Raw genomic sequence first — 20,182 nt, 5'->3', positions numbered from 1 at the left:
CAACAAGGTGGAATGGGTCTAATGCCGAAAATCGACGAAACACGGCCATTTCATGCGGTCAATTTTCGGGTGATCACCGTCTCCGACAGCCGCACGCCAGCCACGGACAAATCCGGCGACACTCTGGCAGACCGCATCGAAGCCGCAGGCCACACCCTTTGCGCACGGACCATCGTGCCGGACGATGCGGATGCCATTCGCGCCGCCGTGATGGATGGCGTGGACGACCCCGGCACCGATGTCGTGCTGACCACCGGCGGCACGGGCTTTACCGGGCGGGACGTGACGCCGGAGGCGCTGGAGCCGCTTTTCACCAAGCGGATGGAGGGCTTTTCGGCCGTGTTTCACGCTCTCTCGTTTGGAAAGATCGGCACCTCCACCATCCAGTCGCGCGCCACCGCCGGGCTGATCGGGACCACGTTCGTATTCGTGCTGCCGGGGTCGCCGGGGGCGTGCCGCGATGCGTGGGACGGCGTCTTCGCCCAGCAGTTCGACTTCCGCTTCCGCCCCTGCAACTTTGTCGAAATAATGCCGCGCCTCGCCGAACGATAGGCGCGCGAAAAATAGAACAAAACGTGATTGAGCGCCGTGTGAAGCCAGCGTATTCTCGGCCCCGGCAGGAGATCTTTATGGCCGTATCACTGAACATAGCGCGAACTCAAAAGCCGGGGCGCGGTGCGGGCATCAACCCGGACGGCCGGTTCGAGCCTGAGCGGCGGGCCAAGGCGGACGACGGCTGGGGCACCGACCCGGAGGCCGACCTGCCGCCGCTGCGCACCCGCGTGACCGACGAGGCGGCGCGCACCATCATCACCCGCAATGCATCGCCCGACATCGGCTTCGACCGGTCGATCAACGCCTATCGCGGCTGCGAGCACGGTTGCGTCTACTGTTTCGCACGGCCTTCCCACGCCTATCTCGGCCTGTCGCCCGGCCTCGATTTCGAGACGCGGCTCTACGCCAAACCGAACGCTGCGGCGTTGCTGGAGCGGGAGCTTTCAGCGCCCTCCTACAAGCCCCGCTCCATCGCCATCGGCACCAACACCGACCCCTACCAGCCCATCGAGCGAACCCGCCGCATAACCCGAGAGATCCTGGAGGTTCTGGCGCGCGTGCGGCACCCGGTCGGCATTGTCACGAAGTCCGATCTGGTGCTGCGCGACCTCGACATTCTGGGCCCGATGGCCGCCGACAACCTCACCAAGGTCGGCCTTTCGGTGACAACGCTCGACCCGCACCTTGCCCGCCTGATGGAGCCGCGCGCGCCGACGCCGAAGAAGCGGCTTGCCGCCATCGCGGCACTCAGCGCAGCGGGTGTGCCGGTCAGCGCCCTCATTGCGCCGATCATCCCCGCCATCAACGACCACGAGATCGAGGACATTGTGGCCGCCGTTGCCGAGGCCGGCGCAACCCGCGTGAACTTTGTGATGCTGCGCCTTCCGCACGAGGTGAGCGACATCATGCGCGACTGGCTCGGCCGGCATTTTCCGGACCGGGCACGGCGGGTGATGTCGGTGATGCAGGCGATGCGCGGCGGCAAGGATTACGACGCCCGCTGGGGCCACCGCCAGCGCGGCGAAGGCCCGTTTGCCGACGCGATTGCAGCGCGCATGGCGCTGGCGTCCAAGCGGCACGGCCTTGATGTCGGCTCGCTGCGGCTGCGCACGGACCTGTTTCAGCCGCCGCAGCGGGAGCGCGCGCAACTGGAGCTCTTTTAGGGGCGTGGTCCTACAAGGCAGCCTGCAGCCTTGCAGCGAGCGCTGCGCGGATGGGCGCAAAACCCCGGCGGTGGTGGATGGAGGGGCCGAGCCGGTCGAGCGCTTCGCGGTGACGCGCCGTGCCGTAGCCCTTGTGCGCCTCGAAGCCGTAGCCGGGACACGCCCTCGCCAGCCGCACCATCAGCCGGTCCCGCGTCACCTTGGCCACGATGGAGGCCGCGGCAATGGAGGCAGACCGCCCGTCGCCGCCCACCAGGGCCCGTGCCTTCACCGGGCAGCCGGGCGGCAGCGCGTTGCCGTCGATGAGGGCAAGGGTCGGCCGGAGCGCCAGCCCGCCAATCGCCAGCGTCATGCCATGAAGCGTGGCGCCGCGGATATTCATCGCTTCGATCCGATCGCAGCCCACAGTGGCAACGGCCACCCAGGAGGACGCCATGATCTCGCCGAACAGAACCTCGCGCCGGTGTGCGCTCAACTTCTTGGAATCGTCGAGCCCATGAATGGGGGATGCGCGGTCGAGGATCACGGCGGCCACCACAACGGGCCCCGCCCACGGCCCGCGCCCCGCCTCATCGACACCGCAGACGATCTGCCGGTAACGCGATGGCCGCTCCATCAGTCTTTCTCCCAGCGCCGCAGCCTGTCCGATTTTACCAGGCCCTGATCGGCCATCTGCCGGCAAATTTGAAGTCGCCAGATGAATTCTCCCCGCAAGTCGCCCCCCGTTCGCGTTCAGGCTGTGCAAAAGGCCGCTAAGGCTTTGCGTTAAACGCCGGACAACTGTCCAATCTCCCGGACGCTGGAATTGATGACTTTTGATTCGTTGCACTTCCGGCCGTGGAAGCCGCTCTCAGATGGGGATGCGCATGCTGAACAGACCGTACGATCGCAACTATCAGGGTGCAGCGCTCATGGGTGAACCCGAAGCATGGGCCCCCTATCCCCACCCGAACGCGCCGCGGGACCCCGGCGCGGAGATCCGCGAGTCGCGCGCTGCACCATGGCGCCAGACCTACGTGGAAGAGCGCCTCAGCGCAGCCGAATATCAGCCTGCCCCGCCACGCCCGGCCTATGCGGCGCCGCGTTATGCGCCGCGTCAGGGCGAGCCTGCCAGCTATGGCGATTTTCACGAGCTTGCCCGCGCCATCGAAGACCGACGCTATCGCAACCGCGCCGTTCAACCCGCATCGCCGGGCCGCGAACGGCCGCCGGAGCAGCCGCGCTATGCCGCGCCCGCTGAACCGGCAGGGTGGCCGGGCCGCGCGCCACGCTATGAGGCCGAGCCGCTGGACGCCCGGCGCGTTCCGGCGCCGGAGCGGCCCCGGCCATATTACGAGGCGCGTGTGCCGGCCGAGACAGGTCGCCCCACTTTGCGGCGCACCGCCACATGGACCGAGGCCGTGCGCGCCGAGCCGGCAGCCGAGGCCCCGCCCCCCCGCGCCGAAACGCCGGCACCCGAACAACGCAGCAAGCAGGACGCGGAAATCATCGCGGCGTTGCAGCTGACCATTCAGGCCCTGGAGGCGCGGATTGCGCGGCTGGAAGCGCGGCCGCTGAGCCGCTTCGAGCGCGCGCGTGAAAAGGCCGAGGCGACCAGCGCCGTTATCGCCGCTGCGCTGCCACCGGAGCCGCAGCCGCAGCTGAGCCGTTCAGAGCGGCTGCGTGAAGCGGCCCGTGCCAAGACACAGGAAGCTCAGGCCGCCCGTGCGCATGCCGAGCCGCACCATCAGCGCGAACCCTCTCCCCGCCGCCTTTGGGCCTGAGCGCCGCTTGAGGGGCAGATCGGCGCGGCAGCTGCCGCGTCAGGCTTTCTTGGTCCAGCCGCCCGCAAGGGTCTGCTGCCAGTAGGTGCAATCGTGGCCCGCGGCCTTCAGCGGCTTCCAGTGCTGGCGCGCACGCGCAATGGCCGCTTCATCGTCCGACGAGAACAGCAAGATCACGCGGGCATAGTCCGCCACCGCCTCCGGCTCGGCGCCGCCCGCCAGAAAGCGCACCGCTGCGCCGTTGGGGTTGGTCCGGCCCGTCGTCAGCCAGACAGGCTGCTGCTCGCCCGAATCCTCGCGCTCACTGGCGTGGGGCAGAAAGCTGTCCTCGCGGAAGACCCAGAGGTGACGGTCCAGCGTTTCAAGGCGCGCAGCGTCCGGCAGTTCGACCACTGCCTTCCAGCCGCGCGCGAGCGTCTTCTCCAGGAGCACGGGGAGAACATCCTCGAGCTCCTGATGCTCAAGGTGATAGAACATCACCTCGGCCATGGCAGGCTCAGCCGGGCATGGTTGCGGCGAAGGACGGGCGCGCGAACAGCGGCTCCGCCCACGCCACCAGCGCCGGGTACTTGCCGCGCCAGTCGACAATCCCGTCAAAGCGGAAGTCGAGATAGCCGAGCGTTGCGCCGAGCGCGATGGCGGCGATGGTGAGCCGGCCCTCGGTGGTCGGCGGCGTCTTGGCGAAGTGGGCAAGGCCGGCGTCGATCTTGTCCAGCTGATCGTCGACCCAGGGCTGCCAGCGCTTTTCTTCGGGGCGGACGGCCAGCTCGTAACGGCAGCCAACCGCGCAGTCGGCCATCCCCTTGGCGAGCATGTAGTCCGACAGGACCTGCCAGTGTTCCGGTGCGTTCTGCGCAAACAGGTGCGTGTCGCCAACGCGGGCGGCAAGATACTGCGCAATCAACCCGGATTCGCCGAGAACGACGCCCTCTTCGGTGACCAGCGCCGGGATCTTCCGCAGCGGGAAGGTCGCCTGATAGTCCTTGTTGGCGGTGGTCGGGGCGACCTTGGTCGCGATGATCTCGATGTCCTCGTGGAGGCCCAGCTCATAGGCAACGAGTTCGACTGTCCGTCCGAAGGGGGACGCGCCTGCGGTGTAAAGTTTCATGCCTGTGCTCACGCTGCGGGGCCGCGGGGGGTCTTGTCGGCGCCGTCTTCGTGGAAGTCGGCGATGAAGCGGTCGAGAAGGCGCACGCCGAAGCCGGAGGCGAACGTGCGGCTGATCTCGTTGGCGGGCGCACCGAAGCCGGTGCCCGCAATGTCGAGGTGGACCCAGAGCGAGTCCTTGGCAAAGCGCTTCAGGAACTGCGCGGCGGTAACGGAGCCGGCCCAGCGCCCGCCGGTGTTCTTCATGTCGGCGAATTTCGAGTCGATCAGCCCGTCATAGTCCTTCGACAGCGGCATCCGCCAGACGAGATCGCCCGTGGCCTTGCCCGCATCGGACAGCTGCGCGGCCACCGTATCGTCGTCGGTGTACATGCCGGCGTTGAAGTGGCCGAGAGCGACGATCACGGCGCCGGTCAGCGTCGCAAGGTCGATGACCACCTTGGGCTCATACGTCTCGATGGTGTGGGTAAGGAGATCGGCCAGCACCAGACGCCCTTCGGCGTCGGTGTTGATGATCTCGATGGTCTGCCCCGACTTCGATTTCACGATGTCGCCCGGCCGCTGGGCCTTGCCGTCCGGCATGTTTTCCACGAGGCCGATCACGCCGACGGCATTGACCCTGGCGTTGCGGGCCGCCAGCGCATGCATGGTGCCGATCACGGCAGCCGCGCCGCCCATGTCGCCCTTCATGTCTTCCATCCCGCCGGCCGGCTTGATGGAGATGCCGCCGGTGTCGAACACGACGCCCTTGCCCACCAGCGCAACGGGCTTCACTTCCGCCGGGCCCTTCATCCATTCCATGATGGCAACGCGGGCGGGCCGCTCCGAGCCCTGCGCCACGCCGAGAAGAGCGCGCATTTCAAGGCGTTCCAGCTCTGCGGGCTCCAGGATCGTCACCGTCACGCCAAGGTCGCGCAGCGCCTCGGCCTTGTCCGCAAACTCCACCGGGCCCAGCACGTTGGGGGGCTCGTTGACCAGCTCGCGCGCCAGGATGACGCCGGCGCCAATGGCCGAAACGCGCTCCCACGCCTTGCCGGCCGCGTCGCTGTCGCCGCCGCTGATGATGATCTTGCGGGCCGCCGGAGCCGGGTCCTCGGCCTTCTTGCTCTTGTAGGTGTCGAAGCTGTAGCTGCGCAGCGTCATGCCGAGCGCAATCTCGGCGGCTTCGGCGGCACCCAGCGCGCCAGCGGGCGTTTCGGCCAGCACCGTCACGTCGCTGTTGGGGCCGGAGGGCAGCGCGCCGATCACCGATCCGCCGAGCTTGGACCAGTCCGCTTCGGTCAGCTTTGCCGGATCGCCGAGGCCGACGACCAGAAGTCCGGTGGCCTCGATGCCACGGGGCATCGCAATCAGCATGGTGCCAAAACGCTTGCCCTTGAACCCTTGCGCTTCTGCCGCGGCCTTCACCAGCCCGTCGGTTGCGGCGTCGACCCGCATGGCGGCGTCACCGAGCGCCAGATCTTCGGCGGCGAACACGACGAGCGTCCCCCCGGCTGGCAGGGTTTCGGGCGCAAATGTGATCACGGGAAGCTGAGGCATGGAGGGTCCTTTCACGGCGTCTTTGGGACGTATCCGCTTTGACGCATGGGGACAACTCCATATCGGTGCGTCCTTCAGGACACGCCGGCAACATCTTGGCAAGGATTTGTTCACCCAAAACCGAAGCGATTCTTCAACCCTGACAGGCGTTGGTGTAGGCCAGTATGAGGGGCGCTGCAGCTTTGTGCAGGGCCTCCCCTGTTGTGGCGAGAGGTCCATGCCGCTGCTAAATTGGTATATGTGTCGGCGGATCTTGACGCTGTTTCCAGCCTGCCTGCTGGTGCTGACGTTGATCATCTGGTCCACCCAAGCCCTTCAGCGGCTCGACCTTGTGACGTCCAAGGGGCAGACGTTCGCCGTCTTCTTCGAGCTGACCATGCTGGCCGTCCCCTATCTCGCCACGCTCCTTGCGCCGATCGCGTTCGTCATCGCCATGGTCGCGGTCTATGACGGGCTCAACCGCGACAGCGAGCTGGTGGTGATGGGCGCGTCCGGCGCCGGCCGCTTCCGCCTTCTGACGCCTGCCCTCTTTGCCGCCGGCGCGTGCGCACTGCTGGTGGCCGTCGGCGTCGTCCATGTGGCGCCCGCAGGCCTTGCCAAAGCCCGCGTCATGCTGACCGACGTTCGCGCCGACGTGGTGACCTCCATCGTCCAGCCCGGCCGCTTCATCGAGATCGAGGACGGGCTTACCGTCCACATCCGCGACCGGCTGGCCGACGGTTCGCTGGAAGGGCTTCTCCTGTCGGACAGCCGCTCTGCCGACGTTTCGCTCACCTACCTTGCGGAGACCGGCCGCGTCGTCGAGGCGGCGGAAAACACCCTTCTGGTGATGACCAACGGCAGCCTCCAGCGCCTTGAGCGGCCGGAAAACGAACTCTCCGTCGTCGCGTTCGACGCCTACGCATTCGACCTGACGGACCTTTCCGGCGGTCCGGTGACCACCGCGCTGCGCCCGTCGGAGCGGACGCTGGTGGAGCTTCTGACGCCCGACCCCGACGACACCTACCGCGCCGAGCGCGAGGCGCGTTTCAAGACCGAACTTCTGGACCGGCTGGCGCAGCCGCTGGCGCCGTTCGTCTACGCCCTCATCGTTTTCCTGTTTGTGGGCGACCCACGGATGCACCGGCAGAGCCGGATGGCGGGGATCATCGCCGCGGGCCTCGGCGTTGCGGCCGTCCGCTCCGCCACATACGGCACGCTGCTCGCCGCAGACGGGTCACCCGCGCTGGCGCCCCTGGTGTTCGTGGTGCTGGCCGCTGCCGCCGCCATTGCCCTCACGCTGATTGCGACCGACCGCACGATCACCCTCCACGAGCGGCTGTGGAATGCTGTTGCGAGCCGCCTTGCGGCGCTGTGGGCGCGGCCTGCGGGAGCGCGGGCATGATGCGCGTTGCCCCCGGCTTCACCCTGTCGCGCTATCTGGCGCTCATCTTCCTGCGCTGGATCGTCGGCTTCTTTCTGCTCGGCAGCGCGATCATCTTTCTGGCCGATGCGGTGGAGCTCATCCGCCGCTCGGTCGACCGGGAAAGCTTTTCGGCCGCCGACGCGGTGCTCGCCTCCTTCTACAAGACCCCCTCCCTCACCGAGGAGTTCCTGCCCTTTGCCGTCCTGTTCGGCGCCATTGCCGCCTTTCTGGCGCTCAACAGGCGGCTGGAGCTTGCGGTGATGCGCGCGGCCGGCGTTTCTGTGTGGCAGTTCATCATGCCGGGCCTGGTTGTGGTCATGCTGCTTGGCGTGGCCGCCACCACCCTTTACAACCCGCTCTCCGCTGCAGCGCGCGAGCGCTCCGAGGTCCTGAGTGCCCGCGTTCTGGGCAAGGAGACACGAATGCTGACTGGTGGCACCCGCTCGGTCTGGTTCCGCCAGGAAGGCCCCTCCGGCGGCTCCATCATGCACGCCTCGGCCGCCAGCTCGGATGGCCTCACCCTTTACCGTGTGGAAGTTCACCTGTTCGACCTTGAAAACCGCTTCGCCGGCCGCATCGAGGCCGACACCGCAACGCTCGGAAACGGTGAGTGGACACTGTACCGCGTCACCCAATACGACCGGAACGGGGCGCGCTCCGACCTCACCTCCGCACGGGTGGAAACCAAACTCACCCCAGTGGAAGTGCGCGAGGCGGTTGCACGGCCCGACGCCATTTCGTTCTGGCAGCTCCCCAACGCGGTAGAGCTTGCCCGGCGCGCGGGCCTGCCCACCCATCGCTTTGCGCTTCAGCAGCAGGTGTTGCTGGCACGGCCGCTCCTGTTGGCGGCGATGGTTCTGATTGCGGCCTCGGTCTCGCTCCGCCTTGTCCGCCTTGGCGGCATGGCCCGCGCGGTGACGGGCGGCGTCATTGCCGGCTTCGTTCTTTATATTGCCTCTGCCGTCGCATCCGACCTTGGCGAGGCGGGTGCCGTGGGCCCCGTCTACGCCGCGTGGCTGCCCGGCCTTGCCGCTGCGCTGATTGGCGCCACGACCCTCCTTTATACGGAGGACGGATGATGCGCGGCCCCCTGTCCAGACTGCTCCTCGCCTCCGTCGCGACCATCGGCCTTGCGTCCGCCCTGCCGGTCGTCGCACACGCCCAGCTCATCCCGCAGATCGGCGAAGGGGACACCGACGCCAAGCTGCTGCTCGAAGCCGACTCGCTCCACTACGACACCCGGACAGGCAGCGCGGCGGCCGTCGGCGCCGTGTTCATCGCCTACCAGGGCTACCAGCTCTTCGCGAGCGAGGTGACCTATGACCGGAGCACCAACACGCTGGTGGCGCGCCGTGGCGTTCGTCTGGAGGAGCCCGGCGGCAACGTCGTCATCGCCCGTGAAGTCGAGCTTTCGGACGATTTCCGCGACGGTTTCCTGACCGGACTGCGCGCAGACACGATCTACCGCACCCGCCTTGCCGCCAACCGTGCCGAGCGGACCGGCGGCGACGTGACCGTGTTCGAGGAAGCCGGCTACACCGCGTGCTACTCGTGCCGCCGCCGCCCGGATGCGCCCCCCACCTGGGCCATCAAGGCGCGCCGCATCATCGCCGACGAGAAAGAAAGAAGCCTCCGTTTCGAGGATCCGTCGTTCGAGTTCTTCGGCGCCAATATCGGCCCGCTGCCGAGCTTCAGCATTCCGGACCCGTCCGTCCGCCGCAAATCGGGCTTCCTGATGCCGACGGCGGTCTACAACAACCGGCTCGGCATGGGCGTGCGCAGCTCCTACTTCCAGACGTGGGGTCCCTCGCGGGATGTTACCTACGGCCTCACCGGGCTGACCCGGCAAGGCGCGCTGGGCGATATCACCTACCGGCAGGCCACTTCCACCGGCGCCTTCCAGATTTCGGCCGCCGGGATCTACCAGCTTTCGCCGGACGCGTTCGACGGCACCAGCGGCGATCGCGACTTCCGCGGCTCGCTGACCACCGTCGGCAACTTCTACATCAACCCCCGCTGGCAGTATGGCTGGGAATCGACGATCACCACCGACCGACGCTTCCTGAACGATTACGACCTCACCACCAGCGACAATCTGACCGAACCGACCACGCTTTACCTCAAGGGTCTCGGCAAGCGGAACTCGTTCGAGGCAAGGCTGTGGGCCTTCCGCATCCTGCAGGACGACTATGTGTCGACCCGCGTTCTCAACCCGCCGCCCCCCTTCTCGGGCGTCGGGCAGCGGCTTCAGGGCAAGCAGGCCTACGTCCACCCGGCCATCGACTATGAGGGCGTCTATGACGGTGCGGTGCTGGGCGGCGAACTGTCCTATGGCTTCAACACCACGTCGCTGAGCCGGCAGGAAACCGATGCGTTCGGCGCCTTCAGCAACGGCGTGCTGGTCCCCCGCTTCCGCGGCGTGGAGGGCACGTTTGCGCGCCAGAGCGCGGAAGTCGCGTGGCGCAAGCAGATCATCGCCCCGCTCGGCCAGGTCATCACCCCGTTCGCCGGCGCGCGGGCGGACCTGTTCTACCTCAACAACCGCGACCCCAACGTATCCCAGCTGGCGGATGATGAATTCCGGCTGCGGGCAATGCCCTGGGTCGGCGTGAACTACCGATACCCCTGGCTGATCTCGGCCGGCTGGGGCACGCAGACCATCGAGCCGGTGGCCGAATTGATCGCCAGCCCCAACGAGGGCAGCATCGGCCAGCTTCAGAACGATGATGCGCAAAGCCTGGTGTTTGACGACACCACCCTGTTCGGCCCCAGCAAGTTCTCCGGCTACGACCGTGTCGAGGGCGGCGTGCGCGCCAATGTGGGCCTGCGCTACACCCTGCAGACCTATGCGGGCGGCTTCCTGTCCGCCACCGTTGGCCAGTCCTATCACCTTGCCGGCCGCAACTCCTTTGCAGTGCCCGACATTCTGGACTCCACCGGCGAGTCCGGCCTCAACACCGACACGTCCGATTTCGTGGCCGACCTGACGCTCAACACCGCCCGTGGCTTCACCCTGTCCGCCAATGCGCGGTTCGACGACGAGACCCTGTCGGTGGAACGCGCCGAACTTGCGGCGGCCGGACAGGCCGGGCCCCTGTCGACGCGGGTGGTCTACGCCTTCCTCAACCGCCAGCCGGACCTTGGCTATATCGACCCGCGCGAGGAGATCCACAGCTCCGCATCGCTGCGCGTGTTCGACCGGGTCCGCCTGTTCGGGATGGTCCGCTACGACATGCAGGACAACGACATCATCCGCAACGGCGCCGGCGTTGCCTATGACGACGACGCCCTTTCAGTGTCCCTCGCCTATTCCGAAGACCGCGGCGGTCTTGCCACCGAGCCCGTGGACCGAACGGTGTTTCTGCGGCTCGGATTGCGCACCATCGGCAATACCTCCGTGTCACCGGGACTTGATAACTGACCGCCGACAACGCTACAGCCAAGGGGCTCGCTGCGTTCTAGACTGACGCAGCGGACGTTGTTCTTTTGGTTCCAAAGCTGGTTATGGCTTTAAACAAGGCGGTCATCATGGCGCGTATCAGCCTCGTTCTCGCTATCCTTTTCGCGATGCTGGCGACGGCGGCAATGCCTGCTGCCGCGCAAACGCGGATTGTTGCCGTGGTCAACGGCAGCCCCATCACCAACTACGCGGTGGCCCAGCGGCAAAAGCTCCTCCGCCTCACCGGCCAGCCCGGCGGCAGCAAGGCCGCCCTCGATGAGCTGATCAACGAAGCGATCCAGAACGACGCCGTCGAGAAGGCCCGTCTGAAGGTGACTGACGCTGATGTGAACGCCGCCATCGCCAACATCGCCAAGAACGCGAAAATCTCCAGCGCCCAGCTCAACGCCGCGTTCAAGCAGTCCGGCGTGTCCATGTCGACGCTGCAGGACCGCATCCGTGCCCAGGTGGGTTTCAGCCGTCTCGTCCGCGCCCGCTTCAAGGCACTGGCCACGGTGACCGAGCAGGACCTCGTCGCCGCGCTGCTGAAGGACGACACCAAGGAAAAATCCATCGACAGCAACCGCTATGACCTGACCCAGATCACGATCGCATTGCCGGATGATCCGTCCGACCAGCGGATCCGCCAGGCGACCGCCAGAGCCAACGATCTGCGCAAGCGCTTCACGTCGTGCCGCGAAGGCGTCAGCATGGCGAAAAAGACCCGCAACGTGGTCGTGCGGGACTTCGGCGCACGGATGGATGTGGACTTTCCGCCCGCAGTGCAGGAGCTTCTGGCAGCCACCCCGGTGGGCAAGCTGACCGAACCTTTCCCGCAGCCGCGCGGGATGGTGATGCTTGCGGTGTGCGACAAGAAGGTCGTCAAATCCACCAATGCCGCCATGAAAAAGCTGGAGCCGGACATGACGGCGGCCCGCGGCGATGCCTTCTCCAAACAATACCTGCGCCAGCTCCGGCGCGATGCCGTGATCGAAATCCGCTAGGCCGGTCGGTGTCCGACCCTTCGCTGGCCGCGCTGCGTGCGCGGATCGACGCCTTGCCGCCGCTGCGCGAGGTGCTGGCGGCAACCGGCTTCACCGCCAAGAAGTCGCTCGGCCAGCATTTCATTCTGGACCGCAACCTTACGGACAAGATTGCAGCATCCGCGCGGGCGCCCGGCGCCGACCCGGATGCACCGCTGTCGGGCCAGACGGTTGTGGAGATCGGCCCCGGGCCGGGCGGTCTCACCCGCTCGCTGGTGCGCGCCGGTGCCAGCGTCATTGCCGTGGAAAAGGACAGGCGCGCCGCTGAGGCCCTCGCCCCGCTGGTCGAGGCTGCCGGCGGGAAGCTTACCCTTGTCATCGGCGACGCGCTGGGCGTGGACTGGACGGCTCTTGCACCGCAGGGCGCTGCCATCTGCGCGAACCTACCCTACAATGTGGCAACGCCGCTGATTGCGGGCTGGCTGACAGGCCCGTGGCCGGCGTGGTGGTCGTCGGCCACCGTCATGGTCCAGCGCGAGGTGGCGGACCGGATCGTTGCGGACACCGGCGCTGATGCCTACGGCCGCCTTGCCGTGCTCACGGGCGCCCGCGCGTTCGCAACGTCACTCTTCGATGTTTCTCCCGCGTCCTTCGTGCCGCCGCCAAAGGTCTGGTCCAGCGTGGTGCGGTTCGACCCGAAACCGGATGCCGGGGATGTACCGGTGAAGGTTCTGGAAAAGGTGACTGCGGCGGCCTTCGGCCAGCGGCGCAAGATGCTGCGCTCCAGCCTGAAGAGCCTGGGCGATGCGCATACGCTGCTGGAGACGGCCGGCATTCCGGCCAACGAGCGCGCAGAGCGGGTTTCGGTGGCGGACTTCGTGTCGCTCGCCAGGCTCGTCCAGGCCCGCGCTACAGAGCGTTGCTGATGTCCGAGACGAACCCGTCAAGCTCGGTCAGGCGGCGGCGGCGCAGGCGCTCGGCCGCCAGGACCGCCGTCACACCGGCCAGCGCCGTCCCCAGATCCTCGTTGACCACCACATAATCGTAATCGCTGTAGTGGGTCAGCTCCTCGCGCGCATTGTCGAGGCGGCGGCGGATGGTCGCCTCGTCATCCTCGGCCCGGCGCACGAGGCGGCTTTGCAGCTCGGCACCCGATGGCGGCAAGATGAAGATGGAGACCAGATCATCAGCCATCGCGGCGCGCATCTGGTCGGCGCCCTGCCAGTCGATGTCGAACAACACGTCCCGGCCCTCGGACAGCGCCTGCTCCACCGGATCGCGCGGTGTGGCGTACTTGTTGCCGTGCACCTCGGCCCATTCCAGAAGCTCGCCCCGCTCGCGCATCCGCTCGAATTCGGCGTCTGACACGAAATCGTAGTGGATGCCCTGCACTTCGCTGGGGCGGCGCTTGCGGGTGGTGACGGACACCGACAGCGAAAGGCCGTGGTCCTGATCCAGAAGGAGGCGCGACAGGGTGCTTTTGCCCGCACCGGAGGGTGAGGACAGCACCACAAGGACGCCGCGTCGGTTGATTGCAGTCATTCGAGGTTCTGCACCTGCTCACGCAACTGCTCCACCACCGCTTTCAGCTCCAGGCCGAGCGCGGTGATGGCATGATGCGGCGCCTTTGCGCAGATTGTGTTGGTTTCGCGGTTGAGTTCCTGGGACAGGAAATCGAGCTTGCGGCCGACGGCACCGCCTTCGGCCAGCAATGCCCGCGCCGCCGCAATGTGGGCGGCAAGGCGGTCCAGCTCCTCGCGAACGTCGGCGCGGGTGGCAAGGAGCGCGGCCTCCTGATGCAGCCGCTCATCGGAAAGCGCCCTGGCGCCGGACAGCATCTCCGCAATCTGCCGTTCGATGCGCGCGCGGATGGCCGGCAGCGCCCGCTCGGGATGCGCGTCGATCGCCTCGCGCAGCCGGTCCATTGCCCTCAGCTGGTCTTCCAGCACGGGGCGAATGCGCGCCCCCTCCTCCAGCCGGTCCGCCTCCAGCGCGGCGAGAACCTGGCGCGCCTCGTCCATCATGTCCGGCACGGCGACCGTCTCGTCGCCCTCGGCCGCCTCGATCACTCCGCGCAGGGCGAGGAGCCCGTCCGCACGGGGCGCGGCCACAGAGCCACTTTCCGCAAGCGCCGCAATGGCGTCCACGTAGGTCATTAACTGTGTGTGGTTGACGCTGAAGCGGGTCTCCACCTCGGCGCGCTTCACGCTGACGGTCAGGTTGACGGACCCCCGCCGGAAGGTTGCGGCCACGGCTTTGCGCAGTTCCGCTTCCTGCCGCTCGAAGCCCTGTGGCACACGCAGGCGCACATCCAGCGCACGGTTGTTGACCGAGCGCGCGTCAATCTGGAAGGCAAGACCGTCGATCTCGCCCTCCCGGCTCGCAAACCCCGTCATGGACTGGATGGCGGCCACGTTACTGCGTGGTCGCGGCGTTGGCGGATGCGCGGTTGCGCTCGATCTCGCGCCACTTTGCCACGTTCGCCAGATGCTCTTCGTAGGTGACGGCGAAAACATGGCCGCCGGTCCCGTCAGCGACGAAGAAGACATCGTCCGTCTGGAGCGGATTGGCTGTCGCCATCATCGCTTCGCGGCCCGGATTGGTGATCGGACCGGGGGGGAGCGCTGCAATCTGGTAGGTGTTGTAGGAGTTGGGGCGGTTGAGGTCGGTCTTTGTCAGCGTCCGCCCTTCATCCCACGCTTCGCCGCCATAAAGGCCGTAAAGAATTGTCGGGTCGGACTGGAGGCGCATGCGCCGGTTGAGGCGATTGACGAAGACGCCGGCCACATGGTCGCGTTCGTCCGGCTGCCCGGTTTCCTTCTCCACAATGGATGCCAGCGTCACCAGCTCTTCCGGCGACGTGAGCGGCAGATCGGGATCGCGGTTTTCCCAGGCCTCGCGCAGCACCCGGTCATGCGCATCGCGCATCATTTCCAGAACCCGGTCGCGGCTCATGCCGCGTGTGATGGCAAAGGTTTCGGGCAGGAGGCTGCCCTCCGGCGGGATCGAACGGATGGTCCCCGTCAGCCTGTCGTCGGCATTGAGGCGCTTGACCACCTGCGCGGAGGTGAGGCCCTCCGCAATGGTGATCTGGTGCTGCACCACTTCGCCGGACACGATCTTGGCCAGAACCTCGGCCATGGACGAGCGCGCCGAAATTTCATACTCGCCGGCTTTCATGTTCTTGGTGGCGCCGCTGGTGTAGGCGGCCGCCAGGAACACGTACTGGTTGGAGATGATCTCCTGCGCTTCCAGCCCGGCGGCAATGGACTGCACCGAAGCGCCGCGCGGGATGTTGAGCTGCACGTCTTCGGCCAGCGGGCCGGAGGCGACGTACATGTCCCGGCCGATGACCACGCCGGCGATGCCCGCAATCAGCGTGATCACGATGAAGAACAGGACGAAGTTGAGAAGAAACACCACCGGGTGGCGCGCCTTCTCGGAGCGATGGCGGGAGGTCTGCATTTTCATGGAAGCCTTGGCCTTGGCGCGCGCATCCGTCGGGGTGACCAGCGGCTCGGGCCGCCGGCGCGGGGATGCCGCCGCGTCGCCATCCCCGGCCACGGGCGTGTTGCCGGGAAACGGGGGGGTGGTGCTACCGCGACGGCGTTGCCGCATGTGCGATCCTCTGGACTAGACGCGCCTCGGATCAAACGCGCCGGAAAACGAGCGATGCATTGGTGCCGCCGAACCCGAACGAGTTGGACAGAACCGTATTGATCGGCTTCTGCTTTGCCTCGTGCGGCACGAGGTCGATATCGGTCTCGACGGACGGATCGTCCAGATTGATCGTCGGCGGTGCGACATTGTCGCGGATGGCGAGAAGCGAGAAGATCGCCTCGACCGCGCCGGCAGCCCCCAGAAGGTGCCCGGTGGCCGACTTGGTGGAGCTCATGGTGAGCCCCTTGCCGTTGCCGTTCATGATCCGATGGACGGCATTCAGCTCGATCTCGTCTCCCAGCGGCGTGGACGTGCCGTGGGCGTTTACGTAATCGATGTCCGATGGATCGACGCCGGCCCGCTTCAGCGCCGCCGACATGCAGCGGAAGGCGCCGTTGCCGTCGCTGGACGGCGCAGTGATGTGGTAGGCATCGCCCGAAAGACCGTAGCCGATGATCTCGCCATAGATGGTCGCGCCACGGGCCTTGGCGTGCTCGTACTCTTCGAGCACCACAATGCCGGCGCCCTCGCCGATGACGAACCCGTCGCGGTCGCGGTCATAAGGCCGCGACGCCTTTTCGGGCGTGTCGTTGAAGTGGGTGGACAGCGCGCGGCAGGACGCAAAGCCCGCCAGCGCCAGCCGCCCGACCGAGGCTTCCGCACCGCCGGCGATCATCACGTCGGCATCATCCAGCATGATCAGCCGGGCCGCGTCGCCAATGGCGTGCGAACCGGTGGAGCAAGCCGTCACCACCGAGGTGTTGGGACCGCGGAAGCCGTGCCGGATGGAAACGAGGCCGGACGCCATGTTGATGAGCGCGCCGGGGATGAAGAAAGGCGAGACGCGGCGCGGCCCCCTCTCTTCAAGAGCCTTCGCCGAACGCTCGATGGAAATGAGACCACCGATCCCGGATCCGATCAGAACACCGGTCCGGTCCAGTTCTTGCTCCGCCGTGGGCTTCCAGCCGGCATCGGCTATCGCCTCATCGGCAGCGGCGGCGGCAAACACGATGAATTCATCGAATTTCCGCTGGTCCTTGGGATCCATCGTGGCATCGGGGTCGAACGGGTTGTCCTCGTTCCCCCGTGGCACCTGGCAGGCGATCCGCGAAGGCAGGTCGTCCACTTTGCAGCGGTCGACCGCCTTCGCGCCCGAATGGCCTTTCAGGATCGCACGCCACGACGCGTCCGCCCCGCTACCCAGCGGATTGACTGTCCCGAGACCGGTCACAACGACGCGACGCACCATTAAACTCCGTACAGAAAGGTCAGATCTTTGCGAAACGCTTCAGTCTTACGACGTGGCGTTCTTGTCGAGGAACTTGATCGCGTCGCCGACGGTCAGAATGGTTTCTGCCGCGTCGTCGGGGATCTCCACGCCGAATTCTTCTTCGAACGCCATCACCAACTCGACGGTGTCAAGCGAATCAGCGCCGAGGTCGTCGATAAAGGACGCCTGCTCGGTCACTTTGTCCTGCTCGACGCCGAGGTGCTCGACAACGATCTTCTTAACGCGTTCTGCGGTATCACTCATGGGAACATCCTTAAGGCTTGCCGCCTTGGTTAGGCCGCGGACGCGTGGAGGTCCACGTGGCCGGTCGCGGCGAATGGGAGTTAGCGGGCTCGGCCGCGCCGGTAAGCCCTCGTCGAAAGGCCGGTATCACAACACTTTGTCGTTTGGAAAGTTCTGTTCACCGGTTGCTGCACTTCTAAAAGCCCATCGCCATGCCGCCGTTGACGTGGAGCGTCTGCCCCGTCACGTAGCGCGCCTCAAGGCTGGACAGGTAGACCACAGCGTTTGCAATGTCTTCCGGGGTGCCGATGGAGCCTTCCGGAATGGCCGTCAGGATGCCGGCACGCTGATCTTCGGACAAGACATCGGTCATCGACGTGGCGATGTATCCGGGCGCCACCACGTTGGCGGTGATGCCACGGCTCGCCACTTCGCGCGCAATGGACTTGGTGAGGCCCACAAGCCCCGCCTTGGCCGCCGCATAGTTGGCCTGCCCGGCATTGCCGGAAAAGCCGACCACCGACCCCACATTGACGATCCGGCCCCAGCGCCGCTTCATCATCCCGCGCATCACCGCCTTGGACAGGCGGAACGCGGCGGTGAGATTGATTTCGAGCACCTGGTCGAAATCCTCGTCCTTCATCCGCATCATCAGCCCGTCACGGGTGACGCCGGCGCAGTTGACCAGAATGTCCACCGGGCCTGCCGCCTCGGCGTCCTTGGCCAGTGCATCCACGGCCGCGCGGTCGGCAAGGTTCGCCGCCAGCGGTGTGGCGCCGATGGCCTCCGCAGCCTTCGTGGCGCGCTCCATGGTCGAGCCGGTCACGATCACGTTGGCGCCCTGCCCCTTGAGGCTGGCGGCAATGGCGCCGCCGATGCCGCCGGTGGCGCCTGTGACGAGCGCGGTCTTGCCGGAAAGGTCGAACATTTATGCGGCTCTCTCTGCAGCGAAGCTGGCAACGTCTTCTGGAGTGTTGATGGCGGTGGCACCGAGCGACTTGTCGATCCGGCGCACGAGGCCCGACAGCACCTTGCCGGCACCGATTTCCACAAGTTCGGTCACGCCGGCCTCAGCCATGGCGACAACGCTTTCGCGCCAGCGCACCCGCCCCGTGACCTGGGCAACCAGGCTTTCGCGAATCGCGGCCGGATCGGTGAGCTGTGTCACTGAAATGTTGGCAAGGAGCGGCACCTGCGGCGCCTTCAGATCGGCGCTTGCCAGTGCCTCGGCCATCTTTTCGGCAGCAGGCCCCATCAGCGAACAGTGGAACGGCGCGCTGACCGGCAACAGGATGGCCCGCTTGGCACCGCGGCCGCGCGCGAGCTCGATGGCGCGCTCCACAGCGGCCCGGCTCCCGGAAATCACCACCTGTCCCGGCGCATTGTCGTTGGCGACCTCGCAGACATCGCCGTCAGCCGCGAGCGCGGCGACCTCTACAGCGGCCTCAAGGTCCAGCCCCAGGAGCGCGGCCATGGCCCCCTCGCCGGCCGGGACCGCTGCCTGCATTGCCGTGCCCCGCAGGCGCAGCAGCTTGGCCGCATCGCCGAGAGACAGCGCGCCAGCGGCGGCAAGCGCGGAATATTCGCCGAGTGAGTGGCCGGCTACCAGCGCGGCGTCGGCCATCTTGACGCCTTCGCTTTCCAGCGCCCGCATGGCCGCAAGGCTGACGGCCATCAGCGCCGGCTGCGCATTGGCGGTCAGCTGCAGCGTCTCTTCCGGCCCTTCGAAGATCAGCGAAGACAGCGATTCGCCCAGGGCGGCATCGACTTCGGCAAACACGGCACGGGAAACCGGATAGGCATCGTGCAAGGCACGGCCCATACCAACGGTCTGACTGCCTTGTCCGGGGAAGGTAAACGCGATTGTCATGGCTCTCGGCGTCGGTCGGCGTGCACAGTATAGGTGTGGACGGGAAACGGCAAAGACCACCGCTGCATCAGGCCCGTCAAGTCCGTTGCCTGCGAAAGTGACCGAGCTCACCAGTTTCCGCTTGATTTTGAGGCATTCAGCCGCCTATGTGCACCTCTTCCACGTTGGCCAGGGGCTGAACGGTGGCGTGCGCGTGCCTGCTGGCAGGCGCCCGAGGCATTCGATTGCCGCCCACCGGTGTCCCTGCTCGCGAAGGTCGGACGCCTCTTGGGGCTTCGACGAGGCTTTGCGCCGACGGGAAGAGCGCCACGGTGGCGCGCCACAGAAAGAGGTGGGCATGGCCCTATACGAATGTGTTTTCCTGATCCGGCAGGACGTGTCGAGCACGGCTGTCGATGAGCTGATCGAGCAGTACACGACAGTGCTGACCGAAAATGGCGGCTCGGTCGGCAAGGTCGAGAACTGGGGTCTCAAGACCCTTGCATACCGCATCAACAAGAACCGCAAGGCGCACTTTGCGCTGATGGACATCGATGCCCCGGCTCCTGCCGTTCAGGAGATGGAGCGCCAGATGCGCCTCAACGAAGACGTGCTGCGCACGCTGACCGTGAAGGTCGACGAGCACGAAGACGGCCCGTCCGTCATGAAGCAGAAGCGCGACCGCGACGACCGCCGCCGGCGGGAACGGGGCGAGCGTGACGGCGACGGCCCCCGCGGTGATCGTGGTGACCGGCCCGAGCGTTCCGACCGCCCCGACCGCGGCGATGGCCCGCGTCCTGAACGCCGCGAAAGGGAGTTCTCCTAATGGTTGATATTGCTCAGCTGCCGACCCGTCGCCCGTTCTTCCGCCGCCGGAAGACGTGCCCCTTTTCGGGCCCGAACGCGCCGGCGATCGACTACAAGGACGTCAAGCTCCTGCAGCGCTACATCTCCGAGCGCGGCAAGATCGTCCCGTCGCGCATCACCGCCGTCTCGGCGAAGAAGCAGCGCGAACTCTCCAAGGCCATCAAGCGTGCGCGCTTCCTCGGCCTCATCCCCTACGTCATCAAATAAGACGGCGCCGGCCGGGCCTCACCGCCCGGCCGCCATCTGGGGCAGCCGCCCCTAACCGCCGCACGGCGGGACAGATCATCTGGGGCACGGCCCCTAACCGCCGCTGGCGGGACAGATAAAGAGACAGATCCA

Annotated in this window: 21 protein-coding genes; 10 read left to right on the top strand and 11 right to left on the bottom strand. The window is 66.6% G+C overall.

What is annotated here, in order from left to right:
* Nucleotides 1–21: 21 nt before the first annotated feature.
* On the top strand, nt 22–552 hold the full coding sequence (moaB, locus tag RDV64_RS14510; protein ID WP_309195635.1) for a molybdenum cofactor biosynthesis protein B: 531 nt from the start codon (nt 22–24) through the stop codon (nt 550–552).
* A gap of 77 nt (nt 553–629) precedes the next feature.
* On the top strand, nt 630–1,718 hold the full coding sequence (locus tag RDV64_RS14505; RefSeq protein WP_309195634.1) for a PA0069 family radical SAM protein: 1,089 nt from the start codon (nt 630–632) through the stop codon (nt 1,716–1,718).
* Between the two features lie 10 nt (nt 1,719–1,728).
* Here RDV64_RS14505 and RDV64_RS14500 read toward each other — a convergent pair whose 3' ends face one another.
* The gene (locus RDV64_RS14500) at nt 1,729–2,334 is read right to left on the bottom strand and encodes a ribonuclease HII (RefSeq protein WP_309195633.1); all 606 of its coding nucleotides are present in this window, start codon (nt 2,332–2,334) and stop codon (nt 1,729–1,731) included.
* Between the two features lie 250 nt (nt 2,335–2,584).
* Here RDV64_RS14500 and RDV64_RS14495 point away from each other — a divergent pair, with 250 nt between their 5' ends.
* Nucleotides 2,585–3,481 carry a hypothetical protein gene (locus RDV64_RS14495; protein ID WP_309195632.1) on the top strand — a complete coding sequence of 299 codons (897 nt, stop codon included), beginning with the start codon at nt 2,585–2,587 and terminating at the stop codon, nt 3,479–3,481.
* Nucleotides 3,482–3,520: 39 nt separating this feature from the next.
* Here the strand turns inward: RDV64_RS14495 and RDV64_RS14490 are convergent, their stop codons facing one another.
* The 3 genes from RDV64_RS14490 to RDV64_RS14480 are packed head-to-tail and all read right to left on the bottom strand — an operon-like array spanning nt 3,521 to nt 6,127.
* Nucleotides 3,521–3,970 (bottom strand): DNA polymerase III subunit chi, encoded by a 450-nt coding sequence (locus RDV64_RS14490; RefSeq protein WP_309195631.1) that lies wholly within the window; start codon nt 3,968–3,970, stop codon nt 3,521–3,523.
* Nucleotides 3,971–3,977: 7 nt separating this feature from the next.
* On the bottom strand, nt 3,978–4,589 hold the full coding sequence (locus RDV64_RS14485) for a glutathione S-transferase family protein (protein WP_309195630.1): 612 nt from the start codon (nt 4,587–4,589) through the stop codon (nt 3,978–3,980).
* Between the two features lie 8 nt (nt 4,590–4,597).
* On the bottom strand, nt 4,598–6,127 hold the full coding sequence (locus RDV64_RS14480; RefSeq protein ID WP_309195629.1) for a leucyl aminopeptidase: 1,530 nt from the start codon (nt 6,125–6,127) through the stop codon (nt 4,598–4,600).
* Between RDV64_RS14480 and lptF the strand changes: the two genes are divergently transcribed.
* The 5 genes from lptF (at nt 6,126) to rsmA (ending at nt 12,880) form a co-directional block, all read left to right on the top strand.
* Nucleotides 6,126–7,511: an LPS export ABC transporter permease LptF gene (gene lptF, locus RDV64_RS14475; protein WP_309195628.1), complete on the top strand. Its 1,386-nt coding sequence runs from the start codon at nt 6,126–6,128 to the stop codon at nt 7,509–7,511. The two genes, RDV64_RS14480 and lptF, sit on opposite strands and share 2 nt — an antisense overlap.
* The gene (lptG, locus tag RDV64_RS14470) at nt 7,508–8,611 is read left to right on the top strand and encodes an LPS export ABC transporter permease LptG (protein WP_309195627.1); all 1,104 of its coding nucleotides are present in this window, start codon (nt 7,508–7,510) and stop codon (nt 8,609–8,611) included. Before lptF ends, lptG begins: the two co-directional genes overlap by 4 nt.
* Entirely contained in the window at nt 8,608–10,953 is a 2,346-nt protein-coding gene (locus RDV64_RS14465) for an LPS assembly protein LptD (RefSeq protein WP_309195626.1), read from the top strand. Before lptG ends, RDV64_RS14465 begins: the two co-directional genes overlap by 4 nt.
* 107 nt (nt 10,954–11,060) lie before the next feature.
* Nucleotides 11,061–11,975 (top strand): peptidylprolyl isomerase, encoded by a 915-nt coding sequence (locus RDV64_RS14460; RefSeq protein ID WP_309195625.1) that lies wholly within the window; start codon nt 11,061–11,063, stop codon nt 11,973–11,975.
* An 8-nt stretch (nt 11,976–11,983) separates the two neighbouring features.
* Entirely contained in the window at nt 11,984–12,880 is an 897-nt protein-coding gene (gene rsmA / locus RDV64_RS14455) for a 16S rRNA (adenine(1518)-N(6)/adenine(1519)-N(6))-dimethyltransferase RsmA (RefSeq protein ID WP_309195624.1), read from the top strand.
* On the opposite strand, the gene gmk is transcribed toward rsmA, so the two are convergent.
* From gmk to fabD, 7 genes are all read right to left on the bottom strand, one after another.
* The gene (gene gmk, locus RDV64_RS14450; protein WP_309195623.1) at nt 12,864–13,496 is read right to left on the bottom strand and encodes a guanylate kinase; all 633 of its coding nucleotides are present in this window, start codon (nt 13,494–13,496) and stop codon (nt 12,864–12,866) included. The two genes, rsmA and gmk, sit on opposite strands and share 17 nt — an antisense overlap.
* Complete coding sequence (locus RDV64_RS14445; RefSeq protein WP_309195622.1) at nt 13,493–14,368, bottom strand: YicC/YloC family endoribonuclease; 876 nt, start codon at nt 14,366–14,368, stop codon at nt 13,493–13,495. The genes gmk and RDV64_RS14445 overlap by 4 nt, the downstream gene beginning before the upstream one ends.
* 1 nt (nt 14,369) lies before the next feature.
* Nucleotides 14,370–15,572 (bottom strand): endolytic transglycosylase MltG, encoded by a 1,203-nt coding sequence (gene mltG, locus RDV64_RS14440; RefSeq protein WP_309195621.1) that lies wholly within the window; start codon nt 15,570–15,572, stop codon nt 14,370–14,372.
* A gap of 31 nt (nt 15,573–15,603) precedes the next feature.
* Entirely contained in the window at nt 15,604–16,860 is a 1,257-nt protein-coding gene (gene fabF, locus RDV64_RS14435) for a beta-ketoacyl-ACP synthase II (protein WP_309195620.1), read from the bottom strand.
* 48 nt (nt 16,861–16,908) lie between these two features.
* Nucleotides 16,909–17,148 carry an acyl carrier protein gene (locus RDV64_RS14430; RefSeq protein WP_309195619.1) on the bottom strand — a complete coding sequence of 80 codons (240 nt, stop codon included), beginning with the start codon at nt 17,146–17,148 and terminating at the stop codon, nt 16,909–16,911.
* 175 nt (nt 17,149–17,323) lie between these two features.
* Nucleotides 17,324–18,055, bottom strand: coding sequence for a 3-oxoacyl-[acyl-carrier-protein] reductase (gene fabG / locus RDV64_RS14425; RefSeq protein WP_309195618.1), 732 nt, complete (start codon nt 18,053–18,055; stop codon nt 17,324–17,326).
* A complete protein-coding gene (gene fabD, locus RDV64_RS14420; protein ID WP_309195617.1) occupies nt 18,056–18,997 on the bottom strand; it encodes an ACP S-malonyltransferase in 942 nt (313 codons plus the stop codon).
* Nucleotides 18,998–19,334: 337 nt separating this feature from the next.
* On the opposite strand from fabD, the gene rpsF reads away from it, so the two are divergent.
* Nucleotides 19,335–19,802: a 30S ribosomal protein S6 gene (gene rpsF / locus RDV64_RS14415; protein ID WP_309195616.1), complete on the top strand. Its 468-nt coding sequence runs from the start codon at nt 19,335–19,337 to the stop codon at nt 19,800–19,802.
* Nucleotides 19,802–20,050 carry a 30S ribosomal protein S18 gene (gene rpsR, locus RDV64_RS14410; protein ID WP_309195615.1) on the top strand — a complete coding sequence of 83 codons (249 nt, stop codon included), beginning with the start codon at nt 19,802–19,804 and terminating at the stop codon, nt 20,048–20,050. Before rpsF ends, rpsR begins: the two co-directional genes overlap by 1 nt.
* The last annotated feature ends 132 nt before the right edge of the window (nt 20,051–20,182 follow it).

This window comes from Acuticoccus sp. MNP-M23 (genome assembly GCF_031195445.1).
GTDB lineage: Bacteria > Pseudomonadota > Alphaproteobacteria > Rhizobiales > Amorphaceae > Acuticoccus.
The sequence above is the reverse complement of the archived record's forward strand: the minus strand, read 5'-3'. Positions and strand labels throughout refer to the sequence as shown.

Coding starts and splice junctions, on each gene's coding strand:
- RDV64_RS14480 (WP_309195629.1), bottom strand. CDS start 6,127: ATGCCTCAGCTTCCCGTGATCACATTTGCGCCCGAAACCCTGCCAGCC.
- RDV64_RS14505 (WP_309195634.1), top strand. CDS start 630: ATGGCCGTATCACTGAACATAGCGCGAACTCAAAAGCCGGGGCGCGGT.
- RDV64_RS14490 (WP_309195631.1), bottom strand. CDS start 3,970: ATGGCCGAGGTGATGTTCTATCACCTTGAGCATCAGGAGCTCGAGGAT.
- rpsF (WP_309195616.1), top strand. CDS start 19,335: ATGGCCCTATACGAATGTGTTTTCCTGATCCGGCAGGACGTGTCGAGC.
- fabD (WP_309195617.1), bottom strand. CDS start 18,997: ATGACAATCGCGTTTACCTTCCCCGGACAAGGCAGTCAGACCGTTGGT.
- RDV64_RS14500 (WP_309195633.1), bottom strand. CDS start 2,334: ATGGAGCGGCCATCGCGTTACCGGCAGATCGTCTGCGGTGTCGATGAG.
- mltG (WP_309195621.1), bottom strand. CDS start 15,572: ATGCGGCAACGCCGTCGCGGTAGCACCACCCCCCCGTTTCCCGGCAAC.
- lptF (WP_309195628.1), top strand. CDS start 6,126: ATGGAGGGTCCTTTCACGGCGTCTTTGGGACGTATCCGCTTTGACGCA.
- gmk (WP_309195623.1), bottom strand. CDS start 13,496: ATGACTGCAATCAACCGACGCGGCGTCCTTGTGGTGCTGTCCTCACCC.
- RDV64_RS14460 (WP_309195625.1), top strand. CDS start 11,061: ATGGCGCGTATCAGCCTCGTTCTCGCTATCCTTTTCGCGATGCTGGCG.
- lptG (WP_309195627.1), top strand. CDS start 7,508: ATGATGCGCGTTGCCCCCGGCTTCACCCTGTCGCGCTATCTGGCGCTC.
- moaB (WP_309195635.1), top strand. CDS start 22: ATGCCGAAAATCGACGAAACACGGCCATTTCATGCGGTCAATTTTCGG.
- RDV64_RS14485 (WP_309195630.1), bottom strand. CDS start 4,589: ATGAAACTTTACACCGCAGGCGCGTCCCCCTTCGGACGGACAGTCGAA.
- rpsR (WP_309195615.1), top strand. CDS start 19,802: ATGGTTGATATTGCTCAGCTGCCGACCCGTCGCCCGTTCTTCCGCCGC.
- RDV64_RS14430 (WP_309195619.1), bottom strand. CDS start 17,148: ATGAGTGATACCGCAGAACGCGTTAAGAAGATCGTTGTCGAGCACCTC.
- RDV64_RS14465 (WP_309195626.1), top strand. CDS start 8,608: ATGATGCGCGGCCCCCTGTCCAGACTGCTCCTCGCCTCCGTCGCGACC.
- RDV64_RS14495 (WP_309195632.1), top strand. CDS start 2,585: ATGCTGAACAGACCGTACGATCGCAACTATCAGGGTGCAGCGCTCATG.
- fabG (WP_309195618.1), bottom strand. CDS start 18,055: ATGTTCGACCTTTCCGGCAAGACCGCGCTCGTCACAGGCGCCACCGGC.